Origin of the sequence: Niallia sp. FSL R7-0271, from assembly GCF_038005785.1 — a bacterium.
In the GTDB taxonomy this organism is placed as follows: Bacteria; Bacillota; Bacilli; order Bacillales; family Cytobacillaceae; genus Niallia.
Map to the genome: position 1 here is coordinate 41,042 of NZ_JBBOTZ010000002.1, position 14,456 is coordinate 55,497.

At 37.7% G+C, this 14,456-nt stretch carries 17 protein-coding genes; 6 read left to right on the plus strand and 11 right to left on the minus strand.

Annotated features, from left to right (window positions below; all coding sequences use genetic code 11):
• Positions 1-3: 3 nt before the first annotated feature.
• The 6 genes from MKX82_RS20220 to MKX82_RS20245 form a co-directional block, all read right to left on the minus strand.
• Positions 4-1,863: an ABC transporter permease gene (locus MKX82_RS20220; protein WP_251646748.1), complete on the minus strand. Its 1,860-nt coding sequence runs from the start codon at positions 1,861-1,863 to the stop codon at positions 4-6.
• On the minus strand, positions 1,838-2,602 hold the full coding sequence (locus MKX82_RS20225; protein ID WP_341079692.1) for an ABC transporter ATP-binding protein: 765 nt from the start codon (positions 2,600-2,602) through the stop codon (positions 1,838-1,840). The genes MKX82_RS20220 and MKX82_RS20225 overlap by 26 nt, the downstream gene beginning before the upstream one ends.
• A gap of 86 nt (positions 2,603-2,688) precedes the next feature.
• Complete coding sequence (locus MKX82_RS20230; protein WP_341081556.1) at positions 2,689-3,690, minus strand: sensor histidine kinase; 1,002 nt, start codon at positions 3,688-3,690, stop codon at positions 2,689-2,691.
• Positions 3,687-4,391, minus strand: coding sequence for a response regulator transcription factor (locus MKX82_RS20235; RefSeq protein WP_341079693.1), 705 nt, complete (start codon positions 4,389-4,391; stop codon positions 3,687-3,689). The genes MKX82_RS20230 and MKX82_RS20235 overlap by 4 nt, the downstream gene beginning before the upstream one ends.
• 306 nt (positions 4,392-4,697) lie before the next feature.
• Positions 4,698-5,300: an NADPH-dependent FMN reductase gene (locus tag MKX82_RS20240; protein ID WP_233314859.1), complete on the minus strand. Its 603-nt coding sequence runs from the start codon at positions 5,298-5,300 to the stop codon at positions 4,698-4,700.
• A gap of 33 nt (positions 5,301-5,333) precedes the next feature.
• A complete protein-coding gene (locus MKX82_RS20245) occupies positions 5,334-6,200 on the minus strand; it encodes an SDR family oxidoreductase (protein ID WP_233314858.1) in 867 nt (288 codons plus the stop codon).
• A gap of 204 nt (positions 6,201-6,404) precedes the next feature.
• On the opposite strand from MKX82_RS20245, the gene MKX82_RS20250 reads away from it, so the two are divergent.
• Entirely contained in the window at positions 6,405-6,851 is a 447-nt protein-coding gene (locus tag MKX82_RS20250) for an Rrf2 family transcriptional regulator (RefSeq protein WP_341079695.1), read from the plus strand.
• A gap of 66 nt (positions 6,852-6,917) precedes the next feature.
• On the opposite strand, the gene MKX82_RS20255 is transcribed toward MKX82_RS20250, so the two are convergent.
• From MKX82_RS20255 to MKX82_RS20265, 3 genes are read right to left on the minus strand one after another with little or no spacing between them, the layout of a single operon-like run.
• A complete protein-coding gene (locus MKX82_RS20255; protein ID WP_233314856.1) occupies positions 6,918-8,054 on the minus strand; it encodes a zinc-dependent alcohol dehydrogenase in 1,137 nt (378 codons plus the stop codon).
• Positions 8,055-8,069: 15 nt separating this feature from the next.
• Entirely contained in the window at positions 8,070-8,438 is a 369-nt protein-coding gene (locus MKX82_RS20260; protein WP_341079697.1) for a spore coat protein, read from the minus strand.
• On the minus strand, positions 8,431-8,658 hold the full coding sequence (locus MKX82_RS20265) for a spore coat protein (RefSeq protein WP_233314854.1): 228 nt from the start codon (positions 8,656-8,658) through the stop codon (positions 8,431-8,433). Before MKX82_RS20265 ends, MKX82_RS20260 begins: the two co-directional genes overlap by 8 nt.
• Positions 8,659-9,075: 417 nt before the next feature.
• On the opposite strand from MKX82_RS20265, the gene MKX82_RS20270 reads away from it, so the two are divergent.
• Complete coding sequence (locus MKX82_RS20270) at positions 9,076-9,285, plus strand: hypothetical protein (protein ID WP_251646754.1); 210 nt, start codon at positions 9,076-9,078, stop codon at positions 9,283-9,285.
• A complete protein-coding gene (locus MKX82_RS20275; protein ID WP_233314852.1) occupies positions 9,282-9,590 on the plus strand; it encodes a spore coat protein in 309 nt (102 codons plus the stop codon). Before MKX82_RS20270 ends, MKX82_RS20275 begins: the two co-directional genes overlap by 4 nt.
• A gap of 61 nt (positions 9,591-9,651) precedes the next feature.
• On the opposite strand, the gene MKX82_RS20280 is transcribed toward MKX82_RS20275, so the two are convergent.
• A complete protein-coding gene (locus MKX82_RS20280) occupies positions 9,652-10,452 on the minus strand; it encodes a carbonic anhydrase (protein ID WP_341079700.1) in 801 nt (266 codons plus the stop codon).
• 632 nt (positions 10,453-11,084) lie between these two features.
• Here MKX82_RS20280 and MKX82_RS20285 point away from each other — a divergent pair.
• The 3 genes from MKX82_RS20285 (at position 11,085) to MKX82_RS20295 (ending at position 13,761) form a co-directional block, all read left to right on the plus strand.
• Entirely contained in the window at positions 11,085-11,300 is a 216-nt protein-coding gene (locus MKX82_RS20285; protein WP_341079703.1) for a hypothetical protein, read from the plus strand.
• Positions 11,301-11,421: 121 nt separating this feature from the next.
• Positions 11,422-13,128, plus strand: coding sequence for a methyl-accepting chemotaxis protein (locus MKX82_RS20290; protein ID WP_341079704.1), 1,707 nt, complete (start codon positions 11,422-11,424; stop codon positions 13,126-13,128).
• A 111-nt stretch (positions 13,129-13,239) separates the two neighbouring features.
• Entirely contained in the window at positions 13,240-13,761 is a 522-nt protein-coding gene (locus tag MKX82_RS20295; protein ID WP_233314849.1) for a CBO0543 family protein, read from the plus strand.
• 45 nt (positions 13,762-13,806) lie between these two features.
• Here the strand turns inward: MKX82_RS20295 and MKX82_RS20300 are convergent, their stop codons facing one another.
• The gene (locus MKX82_RS20300; RefSeq protein ID WP_233314848.1) at positions 13,807-14,451 is read right to left on the minus strand and encodes a HupE/UreJ family protein; all 645 of its coding nucleotides are present in this window, start codon (positions 14,449-14,451) and stop codon (positions 13,807-13,809) included.
• Positions 14,452-14,456: the final 5 nt, after the last annotated feature.

A 14,456-nucleotide genomic window follows, 5' to 3' on the forward strand; every position in this document is an offset into this window, starting at 1 on the left:
TCATCAAAGGACATTTTTAACCTGCTTTGTGTAAAAAAAGCGGACAATCGCAAAGTAAATTATTTGGATTAATGTAAATACACCTAGTACTGCTGTGGATATTTTTGTTAAATCATAATAAAATAAATGTGATAACGCTGTTAGTGCAACTGCCCCATGAATCAGTGCCACCAAAATCGGCGTAAAGAATAGAATTGCCGTTTGTCTTGTAAGAACGTTCTTCAATTCTTTCTCTGTTAATCCCATTTTGGCAATAGACCGAAACTTCTGTTTGTCTTCCTCTAAATCTGCGTACAGTCGGAAATATAGAAAGCTTCCCGCTGAAACAAAAAAGACTATTCCAATAAACAAGCCTACAAATAATACTAAGCCATATTGCTTATTGAGCTGATAGATACTATAATCCTTAGCAGAAAATTCATAAGGAGGAACTACTTCTTCTATCTTTTTGGAAGCTGCTATAATATTGTCTTGCCCTTCTGTGACTTGCCATGCATGATAGCTCTCCTCACTTAAAGGAGCTGGCAGTTCCTCAAAGTCCTGGTCAGAAACTACATAATAAGAATCCGTTGCTGGAAGGGCTCTGGAATAAATCACTTCTTTTGGAACCAAGGATGTACCTGAATTCAATTTTAACGGTTGTTTAAGTAATTCTTCCGTTTGGCCAAATTCATTGCCAGTAAATTCAACTACCTTAACCTCACCTTTGCCAATATTAATTGTGTTTTCTCCCAATAAAACAGCAAATCGATTAAATTCTGTTTCACTAGTTATAACGATATGATCTTGTCCTACCTCATAATAGCGGAGCTGGGTTTGCTCATGATTTGCTTCCATCTTTTCTTCCTTGATTGTTTCATTTATAAAAGCAACATCTTCCTTGTCTTGATCTACCGTTATATAGTCAAACGTATAAGGATTGTTATTTTTCAGCCCTGCCGTTAGGAAGGTTTGAAACCCAAACAATGTTCCGATTGCACTAAAGGCTACTGTAGATATAATGGCAACCATAAAAAAAGTACGGGCATTATCCTTCATCCGGAAGGATAAATCAGAAAAAAGAATCATATTTGTTTTTCGCCAGAATATGTTGTTGTTATGTTTCAATCTGCGGATGATATATACACTCAGCTGTGTAAACAACAGATAAGTACCGATAATTACGACTATTACTACTGGCAGCATCGCGACAATCACGACAGCACCTTCTACTATTAGAGCAGCTGCATAGCCAACTCCAATCAGCAATACTGCAGAAATTGTTAAAAAGATATTAGCTTTTGGTTCACCTTTTGACTTCTTATTTCCTTTGATTAAATCGATGAGCTTGCGACTGCGTAGTATATAGGAAACAAATAACGAAATAAACAAAAACAACAATATAAACGAAAGAAATGTGATGATAATGGCTTGTGTAGGAAAATAAAAGTTTAGCGCGTCATCCAAAACAAGCACATTTTCTGCGATTAATAATATCACTTTAGAAAAAATCAATCCTAATAAAATACCGCCTAAGGTTGCAAAAAAACCGATTACCATGTTCTCCATGAATATCATGAGACGAACTTGCCTAACGGACATCCCTTGCATCATCAATAACCCTAACTCTTTCTTCCGGGTGCTCAAGAAGGAACTCATAGAATATAGTATGAAGAAGAAGGAAAAGACATAGATGATTCCTCCTGCAATATTCATCCCTTGTTGTACGGAGGAATTCATGTCACTTCCAGATATAACGTGATGGTAGGCGAAAATCGCAAATGTGAAGAATACCATCACCGTAAACATACTGCTTAGGAAGTAGGCTGCATACAGTCGTTTGTTGCGGATAACATTATTAAACGCGAATCTGCGAAAGGTCATGCCCATCTCCTCCTAGTAAAGAAAGTGTATCAATTATTCTTTGGAAGAAGGCTTGGCGATTATCGCCGCGATGAATTTCCGAATAAAAATTGCCGTCCCGAATAAAAATTACCCGATTACAGTAACTGGCTGCTTGCGGATCATGAGTCACAAGTAGCATCGTTGTGCGCTCCTGTTTATTTATCGTTTCCAGCATTTCCATGACATCTTTGGACGACTTCGAATCTAAATTTCCGGTTGGTTCATCAGCAAGCAGCAATTTAGGGACATGAATCATCGCCCTTGCCACTGCTGCCCTTTGCGCCTGACCTCCAGAAATCTCATAGATGCGCTTATTCATAATAGCGGTAATCCCCAATTTTTCCGCGATTTCCTGTGCCTTTTGTTTCATCTCTTTTACTTTTTTGCCATCGAGTGTCAACGGAAGAACAATATTTTCTTCTACCGTTAAGGTATGCAGCAAATTAAAATCCTGAAATACAAAGCCCAGCTCCCGTCTGCGGAATTTTGCCAGCTCCTCTCTTTTGAGCTGATGCGGATTATTACCATTGATCAATATCTCGCCTGTCGTTGGCTCATCAATTGTTGCTATCATATTTAAAAGAGTCGTTTTCCCACTGCCAGAGGGTCCCATAATTCCTACAAATTCGCCGTTTTCAACAGATAAATTTATATTGTTTAATGCTTTATAAGCAATTTTGCCTTCATATATTTTACTGACCTGGTTCACTTCTAACATCACAAGATCTCCTTTTCTGCTTTTGACCTGTGATTAGTATACCTTGCAAAAGTAGTGCTTAACTATCGATTCTTCTTACACTTTCCTTACAAGCTTGTAAGGTTTTGCGTGTCCGAGAAAACGATGCGAAAAGTTGTACCTTTACCTGATGCTGACTCCATTTCAATCTGGTGACCGAGAATATTCAGCGTCTCCTTCGTTAAATACAGTCCCATCCCTGTAGATTCCCGAAACCTTCTGCCATTTTCTCCGGTAAAAAAGGGATCGAAAATCCGCTTTTTATCGCTTTCTGGTATGCCAATTCCAAAATCCTTTACTTCCAGAATGGCTTGTTTCTCTCTTTCATAAATGGAAATAACAATCCGATTACTAATCCCAGAAGAATATTTAACTGCATTACTAATAAGCTGGGTGAGAATAAAAAACAGCCACTTCTCATCAGTCTCGACTGTCATTCCTGGCTTTTGCACCTCTAGCTTAGGATAAACCTTGTTCCTGATATAAAAGCGTTTATTCTCACCGTTCACTTCATCTATCAATTTTGCTAGATTTACCGGCTTGATATGAAAATCCTGCTCTATTGTTTTTAACCTGGCTATATACAAAACTGTGTTCAGACCAGTCTTCATTACTTCCGTCTCTTCGCGGATGCTGGATGACTCAGGTTCATCTAAATTTTGGGCAGTGAGTTCAATTACTGATAATGGGGTTTTCATCTGATGCACCCATTGGTCCATAAACTTACGATGCTCTTCCTGCTCTTTTTCAACTAGTTTCAATTGATTTTGAAAAAGTTTGTATTGAGTTCGCATCAACTCATCGAAGGCTTTAGAAATCGGGGCATCATCTGTTTTTTGATAGCTGTCATCAAGCGTTTCCAGCGGCTGATTTAAACGCTTGTACATTTTCTGCCGTGATAAATAATAATATAGGAAATAACTAACAAGGATGAAAAAGTTGAGAAAAACAGCGTAAGCAAACAGCTTAATATCTCGATAGCCATCAAACCAAAAAATCGAAAGAAAAAGGAGCATTTGCACAGCCTGCACAAAAATCAACAACGTATGCTCTTTTAAGAATAATCTCATTTCTTTTCCGCCGTCCATGATACATGTAACCGATATCCTGCTCCTCTTACAGTTTCCACTGCATCGTGTAAGCCAATTTCCTGAAACTTTTTACGGACTCTTGTAATATTAACATTCAATGTATTTTCATCTACATAGCTTTGGTCATCCCACAGCTTTTCCAGTAAATCCTCTCGTCCAGCCACACGAGGATATCGTTCCATCAAGCTTTCAATAATATCTGCTTCTTTCTTTGATAAAGAAATACTCTTGCTTCTATAGGTAAGCTCGAGTCTCTCTGGAAAGAATCTTAGACCAGCGTTTTCTAATATTCGGCTCTCTGGAATGCTGGCATACTCCCCGTAAGCACGGCGCAGCTGGCTGCGGATTTTTGCGATTACAATTTCTGCACTAAACGGCTTTGTTATATAGTCATCTCCGCCATTCTCTAATGCCATCACTTGATCCATCTCCCCTATCCTTGCAGAAAGAAAAATCACAGGACAAACCGATTCCTTGCGAATTTGCCTGCACCAATAATAACCATCAAAACTTGGCAAATTAATATCTAACAGCACTAGATTTGGATTTATTTCATAAAATGTATTCATTACATGTTCAAAATCAATGACACACGTCACATCATAACCATATTTTTCAATATGCGTCTTTAAATGGGTTGCAATTTTAGGGTCATCCTCAACAATCATTATTTTTTGCATGTTTGATCACTCCTTATTTCAGTTTCCATTATGGCATAGAATGGGAGCAGCGACAAAAAATTCATAAAATCGTAAAACGCTCTCTGCACAAGCAGCATCTTTAAAGGCGATGTATATATAATTGATAAAACGGATTAGGCGCTTGCGCTAATTTAGGGCATTTAAAAATTATAATAATAGAGTTAAACGTATGCGATAGCCATATTTCCAATTTCCGGAGCGAGAAAATCAACACTTTTTAGCTGAAACGTATGAAGCAAAAAACCGGCCATCCTTTCGGATGCCCGGTTTATCTATAATAAATCTTTACTTTCTTATTGTTTTTAAAGCGCCGCTCCAAGCATTTACTTGGTCAAGCATTGCATTTACATTTGTAAGATGCAGATCAGCTGGCTTAAATACAGAGCCATTTTCGAAATCTGTGAATAAGGATAAAGTTGGATGAACACGCACGTCGGCAATCAATAGTTCCCCTAAAATCCCTCTTAAATGTTCTGCAGCTCGAGCTCCGCCTGTTGAACCATAGCTTACTATCCCAGCTGCTTTATTGTTCCAGGCTTCGCGAGCTGAATCAAGGGCATTTTTTAATGCTCCTGTGATACTGTGGTTGTATTCTTGAACGATAAAGACAAATCCATCTAGGCTGTTGAGCTTTTGATTCCATGCCGTTATACTTGGCTCACTGCCATCTGTAGTGCCAAGAAACGGCAGATTAAATTCAGCAATATCAACGACTTCGTAATTAGCATCACCGCGTTTGTCAGCAATTTCTTTCACCCATGCCCCTACTTGCGGACTTACTCTACCTTCTCTAGTGCTTCCTAAAATAATCCCGATATTTAGCTTTTCAACTGCCATTGTCTCATCCTCCTCTGTTTGTTTCCCAAAAATCTTTTTGAAAAAACTCATTTTATCAACCACCTGTCACAAGAGAAAGATCTCTTATTTAGTGTTTTCTTTGACTATTTGCTCTAATCCTTTACGAATAGATGTTACTGGACGTCCAAGCACCTTTTCAAAGTCATTGCTTTCAATTTCTAATGTTCCTTCACGGATGTCTTTTTGAATATTAACAAGCATTGGCAGGAGAAACTCTGGAACACCTGCGCCCTTCATAATCTCTGTGTAAGCAGCATCATCCACATGCTGTACAGCAACATTTGCCCCAATAACAGCACCAAGCTCTGCGGCAATTTCATCCGTTGTTAGCAATGGGCCAGAAAGTTCATAAATTGTATTTTCGTGACCAGTTCCAGAAAGCACTATCGCTGCTGCCTCTGCATAATCCTGCTGTAATGCCCAGCCGACTTTGCCGTTTCCTGCTGATGTTACCCATGCTGCTCCTGCTAGAACTCCTTGGATGCTGGAGCTTTCATTTTCTAAGTACCAGTTGTTGCGCAAGAAAGAATATGGTATACCAGACTCTTGAATTCTTGTTTCTGTTGCTTTATGTGTTGGAGCAAGGAAATTGCTGCTTGCCTGTGCATTGCCGATACTTGTGTATGCGATGAATTTCACTCCAGCACGCTCGGCTTCGGCTACTGCATCTGTATGCTGGCGGATTCTTGTTTCGTTATCTCCATCTGCTGAAATGATAAGCAAACGGTCAATCCCTGCAAAAGCTGCAGCCAAAGTTTCAGGCTGATTAAAATCGCCTTGTCGAACTTCCACTCCAAGCGCAGAAATCCATTCTGCTTTCTCTGGATTGCGGACACTCACTGCCAGTTGTTCTGCAGGCACTTTTTTAAGTAATTCCTTCACCACCTTGCTTCCTAATTTGCCAGTTGCTCCAGTTACTAATAGTTTCATTGCAATTCCTCCAAGTAAATTTATTCATGTAATGATGTTATCATGCATAATAACGCTGTAATTATTTTGAATACCTGTATTCATAATAGATACCTCTATAACTTTTGTCAACGAGAATGTTTTTTTATTTTTTGGGGAATATCATGTATAATACTTTTTATTCTTATTCTAAGATCTTCATAATCGTATAAGCAGGTGAGTTTTGTGCAAATAAGCAGCAGGTTTACTGTTGGTGTTCATATATTAGCTCTATTGGAAATTAATAAAAAAGGAGTCAGCTCTTCTGAATTTTTGGCAGGAAGTGTTAATACAAACCCCACTTTGATCAGAAAAATTATGGGAATGCTGAAAAGAAACGGGCTGATTGAAGTTCAGCCAGGAATTGCTGGGGCTAAGCTTGCTAAGCCTCCCTCCGCTATCCGCTTAATAGATGTATATAAAGCTGTTGCTGTTGTAAAAGAGCAGGAATTATTCAGTGTACATGAAAATCCGCTGCGTGACTGCCCTGTCGGCAGAAACATTCAGGATTCGATTACGCCAGTTTTATCATCAGCCCAAACAGCCTTAGAAAAAGAGCTGGAAAATGTGACAATTGAGGATATCATTAAAGATATTGAGCAAAAAGAGAAAGATATGACAAGTAGCTCATAAATAAAAAAACTAACCCACTAGCCTTGCATAGCTGCACGGAATGTTTGTGGGTTAGTTTTTATTAATTCAAGGTTTAAGGACAACTTTAATACAGTTGTCTGTTCGTGTATCAAAATATTCATAGCCCTTTTCTGCCTCACTAAGGGGCATGACATGTGTGATTACATCACCGAAATCCATCTTGCCTTGTGATACAAGATTATATAGGTAAGGCATATAATGGATGACAGGAGCTTGTCCTGAACGGATATTAACATTTCTTTGAAAGATGTCGCCTAAAGGAAAAGCGTTATATCTTCCGCCATATACGCCGGTTACTTGAATGGTGCCGCCTTTGCGAACAGCCTGACTGGCAATAACTAATGCACTCAATGTTCCGCCATGGAGCTTTAAGCCAGTAGCGAGATATTCCATCGGTGTCATTTTCCCGTCCATACCAACTGCATCGATGACAACATCCGCTCCGCCCTTTGTTATCTCCTTTAAGTATTCACCTGTATTGGGATGATGCTCAAAATTAACTGTCTCGACTTTATTTGTTTTTTTTGCATGCTGCAGGCGATATTCGAGATTATCCACAGCGATAACTCTTTTTGCGCCTTTAAACCATGCAAACTTTTGGGCCAGCAAACCTACCGGACCGCAGCCGAGGATTACCACTGTGTCTCCATCCTTTACACCTGCATTATCAACGGACCAAAAAGCAGTAGAAGCTGCGTCTGACAGCAGTACCAATTGTTCATCCTCAACTTCACAATTTTCGGGTATTTTGAATGGGGTAAAATTGGCATATGGCACACGCAAATATTCAGCCTGACCGCCAGGATAGCCTCCCGTTAAATCGGAGTAACCAAAAAAACCACCAATTTCACCATTGTCATTAGAATTATCACATTGGCTTTCTAGATTATTTTTGCAAAAGAAGCATTCCCCGCAGGCTACGTTAAACGGAATGATAACTCTGTCCCCTTTTTGGAGATTTTTCACGTCAGGTCCCACTTCTTCGACAATCCCCATTGGCTCATGTCCGATAATATAATCTTCTGGAAAGTTCGGAATCATTCCATGTATTAAGTGAAGATCAGATCCGCATATTGCTGAAGTGGTGACTTTTATAACAATATCATCACTCTTTTCAATCTTTGGACTCGGCACTTCTTTAACCTTTACATCTTTAATGCCTTGGAAAGTAACAGCCTTCATTCTTTACATCCTTTCTTATTCATCGTCATCTATTTGCGCCATCATGCCAAGGCGGGAAGTATCTCCAGGAAATAAATCCATCTTTCCTATCATTAAAGCACCTTCAATAGACTTTAAATCCATCTTGTATTGATCTTCTAAATTATATGGATGCAACCAGCCTTTTTTCATCATGAAGTTAGACACTTCCTCATGTAATGCCAACCCTGCCTCAAGCTGAATCCGAAAAGCTTCCCGTAAATCTGGTGTTACCGTTTCAGACAAGGCAGTCGCAGCATTTCGAACACCAGTCTTAATGCTCAGCAAAAACTCCAGCGCTAATGCAGAATCAGCCATTTCCGGCATGCCTTCCGCATTTTCCACCTCTAAGTAATCTTTAATCATTGTAGTTCTCCTCCGAAACTGGGTTAGGCATTTTATAAAAGTTTTGCAAATATTCCAGTGCCTGAATGGATTGCTCGACATCCTTCTCCATTAACGCCTTTAATTCCTGATCAAAGACGACACCGGACATCATCTTGGATTTAATTACACAAGTTGTTTTGAAATTCAGCATTTCATGCAGCTCTAATGTCTCATGGTTTGCTAAGCCATTAGTCTCCATACACTCACCTCCATAGGTTTACTAAAGTATTTTTCGTTTACAATCTTTCCTTTATGCGGATTGCAAAAATTCCAGATTAATACAAAATACTTCAACAAGACTATACCTGTTGAAGTATTTCTATTTTATTTATTATTTTGGTTTTGACTGTTCGAACTTTTCTTTACTCGGTCTTTCTTGCACTTTTCGGTTAGAATCAAATGATTCTATATTTGCAAACCCATGTGTACCTCTGCCATTTGGCATATTTCCACCTCATCTCTCCTGTTTATTTTGTATAAATCAGCCGAGAAAATGAACGGAATTGGAAGGAAAATTCAGGAACTCAGGATGAGTGTAAGACAGTGCATAAACTCTTTTATTAGTGAAATTATAACAAGGACTATGTATGCAAGTGTTATGAAGGAGGATTAACATATGCCAAGAAATTTAGGGTTGCATGAAAGCTTAGAACTTCATGAACTTCTTACATTTAAAAATACATGCTTGACTAAATCAACAACGATGGGTACTTTAGCAAAAGATGCCGCACTTCAAGATATTCTTAATCTAGATGCGGCACAATCTCGTGAGGCTGTCGAAGCACTTAGGAGTTTGCTGGCTCAGCAAGGAGGCACTGTATTATGAATGGAATTATGCAAAACCTTATCGGCTTAGGAGATATTACGGATCAGGTTATTGCCACAGATTTATTAATTTCCGCCAAATCTGGCATAAGAAACTATGCTTTTGCGATTACGGAGGCTGCTACCCCGGAGGTCCGTTGCGTGTTGAACAAACAATTGCATGATGCGATAGACTTACATGGCAAAATCAGTGATTATATGGTAGCAAACGGCTACTATCATCCCAGCAATGTGAATGAACAGCTGAATGTAGACTTGCAAACAACAGACACAGCCTTAAGCCTTCCAAATAAGCAGGATAAGTAACACTGTTATAGAAACAACAAAAGCTAAATTGTTTAGCTTTTGTTGTTCAGATTTGCCTTCCTTAGCTCTTTATGATGATTCGTTCATTTAAAGATTGAACGGGACGATGGTCGTCAGGGAAAATTCGTCGAAATGTCTCCATTTGTTCTTGCGACATTTCAATTGGTGTTTCAAACACAGTCCAGTTTACTTGTTCTGTACACGGCGGTGTTGTTAAAGACCCATCATAATGAAAGGCAGTTTGCTCTTTTGGAAGCAATGCACTTAAATTAACTGGTTTAGTTAAGGAGATATCTGCCTTTGTTTCTTCTTGTGGAAGTTGATTCCATAAATCAGCTAATATTTTATTTTCTTTCCCTTCCTGAATCATTACACCAATAACCGCAATCTTCCCATCTTCATCTTTATGAACTAAATGAAGCTCCATCTCATAATTTTTTCCGTTAAATTGATGTTCGCTCGGGGTATGGAAATGAAACTGTGCAAGGTTGTATTCCTTCCCGTTAATTACAGCCGTATTGCTTTTGTCTACTGCATTTGCTTGAATTGTATGCCCATTGTTTTGAAGAGTAAAGAACGAAGACTTATACTTAATTTCCGTCTCCCCTTCAGATGTCTCTGCTTCTACTTGAGAGAAATCAATATTAATTGGTGACTGTTCCGTTCCATCAACACAAGCTAAGTTTGCTTGACCTAATTCTCCCCAGTGAACAGGACTAGTGTCTCCTTCATAAGACCAATGCGCAGCATCGATTTCTCTTTCTTTTTCTGCTTTTAATCCTGCACCAGTTTCTGTCGAACAGGCTCCCATCCCAAATACACTGACAACAGCTAACAATGGATATACAAGTATCTTTTTCATCGTTAATGTCTCCCCATTCTTTTATTAAAACTTATATTAATAAGATACTAAATTTCCATAATAATACATACATAGTAATTTTTAGTTAATCGCTTACATATGAAAAATAGATTTATTTTCCCATTTTTAACTTTATTCGAAAAACTAGACTCTCTTAACTATTCATGAATATAGATGTATGATTAATAACAAACCTATAAAAATACAGATATTGAGTACTTTGGAGTTTGCAACAAGGAGTGCTCACCCAATTTTACACAAGCATTCTAAGCAGGATGTCTATTAACCTCTTTCATATATGAATGTATATTGCGTTAAACAAAGTAAATATTTGTAATAAAAGTGATAATTACTATAAAGTCGAATGACTAAATTAAATATCTGAAACATTATTAATCTATTGTGCTATGTCATACTTGTTATTTTGTTTATTCGAGTTATTGATAACGATAAAAGGATTATTGCTTTAGGTATTATCATTTTTTCACTCCGAGCTATATATGACATTGTAAAATATCGTAAAAGCAAAACTAAAGAGTCTTCATAAGCCTTCTTTTCTATTATGATTGCAACTCTAAAATTGTTACTTACCAATTCCAGCTGGAATTAATATAGTAAAGGAGGTTTATATAGTGGCGAATAAAATTAACTTTATCTTCACTGTCCTTTTCATTGTTGTTCCGTTCGTATTTCTAATTAGTTTTTTTATTTGGAGATTATTAATGAATACAGGTGGTTTAATAGTTATAGCCGCCGATTGTTTACCTATTCTAGGTATTTATTATTTTCTTACTAGTATTGTGTTCTTCATTATGTATATAAAAAAAATTGATTTAAAAAATTTGTAATTGCTCACAACCTTTCCCTCTTCCTAAACTCCACATCATCTTCCGAAAAACCTCTTCAAATTCACTCAAACGGACCGATATAACATCTAGAAATATATGTTAAGATGAGTGAGGTTGGAGAATGAAAATTAAAACACAATTAATTATCATACTGACTGTTTTGCTTTTTTCTTTAGTTGGTATTGGTATTTACAGCAATAACAGCCTGCATAATGCAGAGGATTATTCTAAAAAATTAAATGAAGCAAAAGAGATGCAGCGTCTCGTTACACATGTTCAGTATCGTCTTGCAGGAATGTCCAATGATGAGAGAGGGTTCTTACTGACAGGTGACAGCCAGTATACAGATGGAATTAAAGAAAAGGCTGTAAACATTGAAGATACGCTAACTTCTATGGAGAAGTTATCAATTTATCAAACGTATAAAGACAGTATTGAGCAACTAGAAACCAGCTTCCAATCTTATACGTCTATGAGTGACAAAGTTGTCAACACATTCAATAATAGTCCTTCTGATTCGGAGGCATTGCATTTTGGTGACTTAAGAAATGTAAGAAAAGAAGTCCTTGATCCTGCTGTTGACAAGCTGGTAGAACAAATAAATGAGAATGTTAGTCAAATTGAAGCAGATAATGAAAAAAACAGTGATATGGCAAAAACTACATTAATTACTATCATTATATTAGCAGCAGGTTTAAGTATTGGATTAGGTTTTATACTGCTGCGTTCGATTTTACGCCCATTAAACATCATGAATAAGCAAATGGTTGAAATTGCATCAGGTGACGGAGACTTGACTAAAAGTGTGAAGGTAAGTGGTAAGAATGAATTTGCTCATTTGGCAACTTCCTTCAATGAATTTGTTGCTTCTCTAAGATCCATGATTTCACAAGTTGGACAAACTTCTAAGTCTGTTGCCCAATCCTCAGATGAGCTTGCTGCAAGCATGGAGCAATCACGAGTAACAGCAGAGCAAGTCGCCGACTCGATACAGATGATTTCGGAAAACAGTAATGAGCAAAACAATTCTGCACAGCAAAGTCTGAACAGAGTTAATAATTCCTTACAAAATGTCTTAAATGTATCAACTAAAGCGAACCATGTAGCAAAAGAATCAGACCGTATTAAAGGAAAAGCAAACGATGGTGAACAGGCAATGGCCGAAATGCAAGGACAGATGGGCACTATCCACCATTCGGTTGGATTAGCAGAAAATGGCCTGCACTCCTTAGTCTCAAGCATCAATGAAATAAAAGATACTTTGAACAATATTCAGGAAATTTCCGGACAAACGAACTTGCTTGCCCTAAATGCGGCTATCGAGGCGGCAAGAGCTGGTGAACATGGTAAAGGCTTTGCCATCGTTGCTGATGAAGTGAGAAAATTGGCAGATATGACAAGTACTTCTGCCAACCATATTGATACATTAATCAACACTATTCAGAATCATTCATTAGAAACAGTGGAGAATATGACCCTTGTAAAGGAAAATGTGAATTCTGGAATGGAACTGGCGGATCGAACTAATTCACATATTAAAGAAATACTGAACAGCATCGAGGTTGTTGCTGGTCATATTAAAGAAGTTGCTTCTACAACAGACCAAATTACAACAGAGGTGCAAGGCGTTCAGCAGTCAATGGAAGAAATCGCACACAGCTCTAACAAAACATTAGCAAACACAGAAGAAGTCGCTGCTGCAACAGAAGAGCAAACTGCTTCCTTCCAGGAAGTGTCTGCATCAGCGGCTGCTTTATCTAAGCTGTCTGAAGAACTGGAAAAATTAGTTCACCGCTTTAAGATTGCAGATGGAGAAATAAATGATTGAATCAAACTGCTCAAGGTAAATGAACCTTGGGCATTTTTTATGATTTTCTGGAGAGAAATTACATAAGATTAACCTTTTTGGCAACATTATTCAGTATATGAGGTGAGCTGAATGAAGTATAAAAAGGAAAAAATCATCGAAGGTTTTGTATTGGCCTTAAGCTTAATCATTCTCTTCAAACTTATCCCAAAGAAAAAGTCACGAACAGCAGTCTTGGCTTTCTTATTCAAACTAGTGATTACCTGGCTTTTTGGTTTATTAGTGGTAGAGAAGGATGCCATCAACTATCCTGTACGGCTTTTTTTCAAAAAAACATATAAGGGCAGCTTTACCTTTGAATATATTGGATACCCAGCACTATGCGCCTTATTTAATTCCTATTATCCTGAAAAAAAAGGACCCTTAGTTAAAATAGGATACTACTTTCTCCATACCGGTTTTATCATTATTGGTGAATTATTAGCACTTAAATACACGAAGCTGATTCAATATGAAAACTGGAAATGGTATTGGAGCTTTACGACTGTTTGGCTTACTTATTACTGCTCGCGTCTGTTCCATGTCTGGTTCTTTGGAAAAAGTCACTGGAAAAAGAAGTCATTGGGGAATGTTTTTAGAAATTTGTGGATGTAGAAAAAGATAGCAGCAACTTAGGCAGCTATTTTTCTATATACGAATTTATTTTATCCAGAGACTAAACAATCCATCTGTTATCCCGATTGAGTACATATAATAAAGACCAAATGCAAAGCTTATCGACCCAGCACATCTTACTAGCAGCTTATTTGTCCGAACACTTTTCGTGCTATACACAAATGGTATGCCAATAATTGTAGTAAAGACGAGCATTCCAATAATTGTTCCTATTCCAAAAACGAGTATGTACAAGGCACACTGCCAAACAGAAGAGACGGTTGACATCGTTAATATTACCATAGCTGCACTTCCTGCAAGACCGTGAATAATTCCTATAAAAGTAACTTTAATAAGTGAAGTCCGTTCAGCTTGCTTATTAATATTCTTGATTTTATCAAAAAAAATATTTTTGCTGCCTAAATATACGAGCATTATACCAACTATAAATTCGAGGGTCATTACCCATTTATCAGCAAGTTCCCCTTTTAGCAATACAATCAATATTCCAAAAACAAATAATGTTGCTGTATGGCCAACTCCCCAAAAGGCGCCTGCTAAAGTTGATCTGGAAAGTCGTTTATCCTTACTGACAATAGTAGATACAGCTATAATATGATCTGGTTCTAATGAATGCTTTATGCCAAGTATTAATCCTAAAAATAACACAGAAATGAATTGAAAAATCATCACAG

What these genes read in the sequence shown, in the direction of transcription:
- MKX82_RS20270 (WP_251646754.1), top strand. Translation starts at nt 9,076, where the DNA reads ATGCCAAGAAATTTAGGGTTGCATGAAAGCTTAGAACTTCATGAACTT.
- MKX82_RS20300 (WP_233314848.1), bottom strand. Translation starts at nt 14,451, where the DNA reads ATGATTTTTCAATTCATTTCTGTGTTATTTTTAGGATTAATACTTGGC.
- MKX82_RS20225 (WP_341079692.1), bottom strand. Translation starts at nt 2,602, where the DNA reads ATGTTAGAAGTGAACCAGGTCAGTAAAATATATGAAGGCAAAATTGCT.
- MKX82_RS20220 (WP_251646748.1), bottom strand. Translation starts at nt 1,863, where the DNA reads ATGACCTTTCGCAGATTCGCGTTTAATAATGTTATCCGCAACAAACGA.
- MKX82_RS20240 (WP_233314859.1), bottom strand. Translation starts at nt 5,300, where the DNA reads ATGAGTTTTTTCAAAAAGATTTTTGGGAAACAAACAGAGGAGGATGAG.
- MKX82_RS20290 (WP_341079704.1), top strand. Translation starts at nt 11,422, where the DNA reads ATGAAAATTAAAACACAATTAATTATCATACTGACTGTTTTGCTTTTT.
- MKX82_RS20275 (WP_233314852.1), top strand. Translation starts at nt 9,282, where the DNA reads ATGAATGGAATTATGCAAAACCTTATCGGCTTAGGAGATATTACGGAT.
- MKX82_RS20255 (WP_233314856.1), bottom strand. Translation starts at nt 8,054, where the DNA reads ATGAAGGCTGTTACTTTCCAAGGCATTAAAGATGTAAAGGTTAAAGAA.
- MKX82_RS20295 (WP_233314849.1), top strand. Translation starts at nt 13,240, where the DNA reads ATGAAGTATAAAAAGGAAAAAATCATCGAAGGTTTTGTATTGGCCTTA.
- MKX82_RS20280 (WP_341079700.1), bottom strand. Translation starts at nt 10,452, where the DNA reads ATGAAAAAGATACTTGTATATCCATTGTTAGCTGTTGTCAGTGTATTT.
- MKX82_RS20235 (WP_341079693.1), bottom strand. Translation starts at nt 4,391, where the DNA reads ATGCAAAAAATAATGATTGTTGAGGATGACCCTAAAATTGCAACCCAT.
- MKX82_RS20245 (WP_233314858.1), bottom strand. Translation starts at nt 6,200, where the DNA reads ATGAAACTATTAGTAACTGGAGCAACTGGCAAATTAGGAAGCAAGGTG.
- MKX82_RS20230 (WP_341081556.1), bottom strand. Translation starts at nt 3,690, where the DNA reads ATGAGATTATTCTTAAAAGAGCATACGTTGTTGATTTTTGTGCAGGCT.
- MKX82_RS20260 (WP_341079697.1), bottom strand. Translation starts at nt 8,438, where the DNA reads ATGATTAAAGATTACTTAGAGGTGGAAAATGCGGAAGGCATGCCGGAA.
- MKX82_RS20265 (WP_233314854.1), bottom strand. Translation starts at nt 8,658, where the DNA reads ATGGAGACTAATGGCTTAGCAAACCATGAGACATTAGAGCTGCATGAA.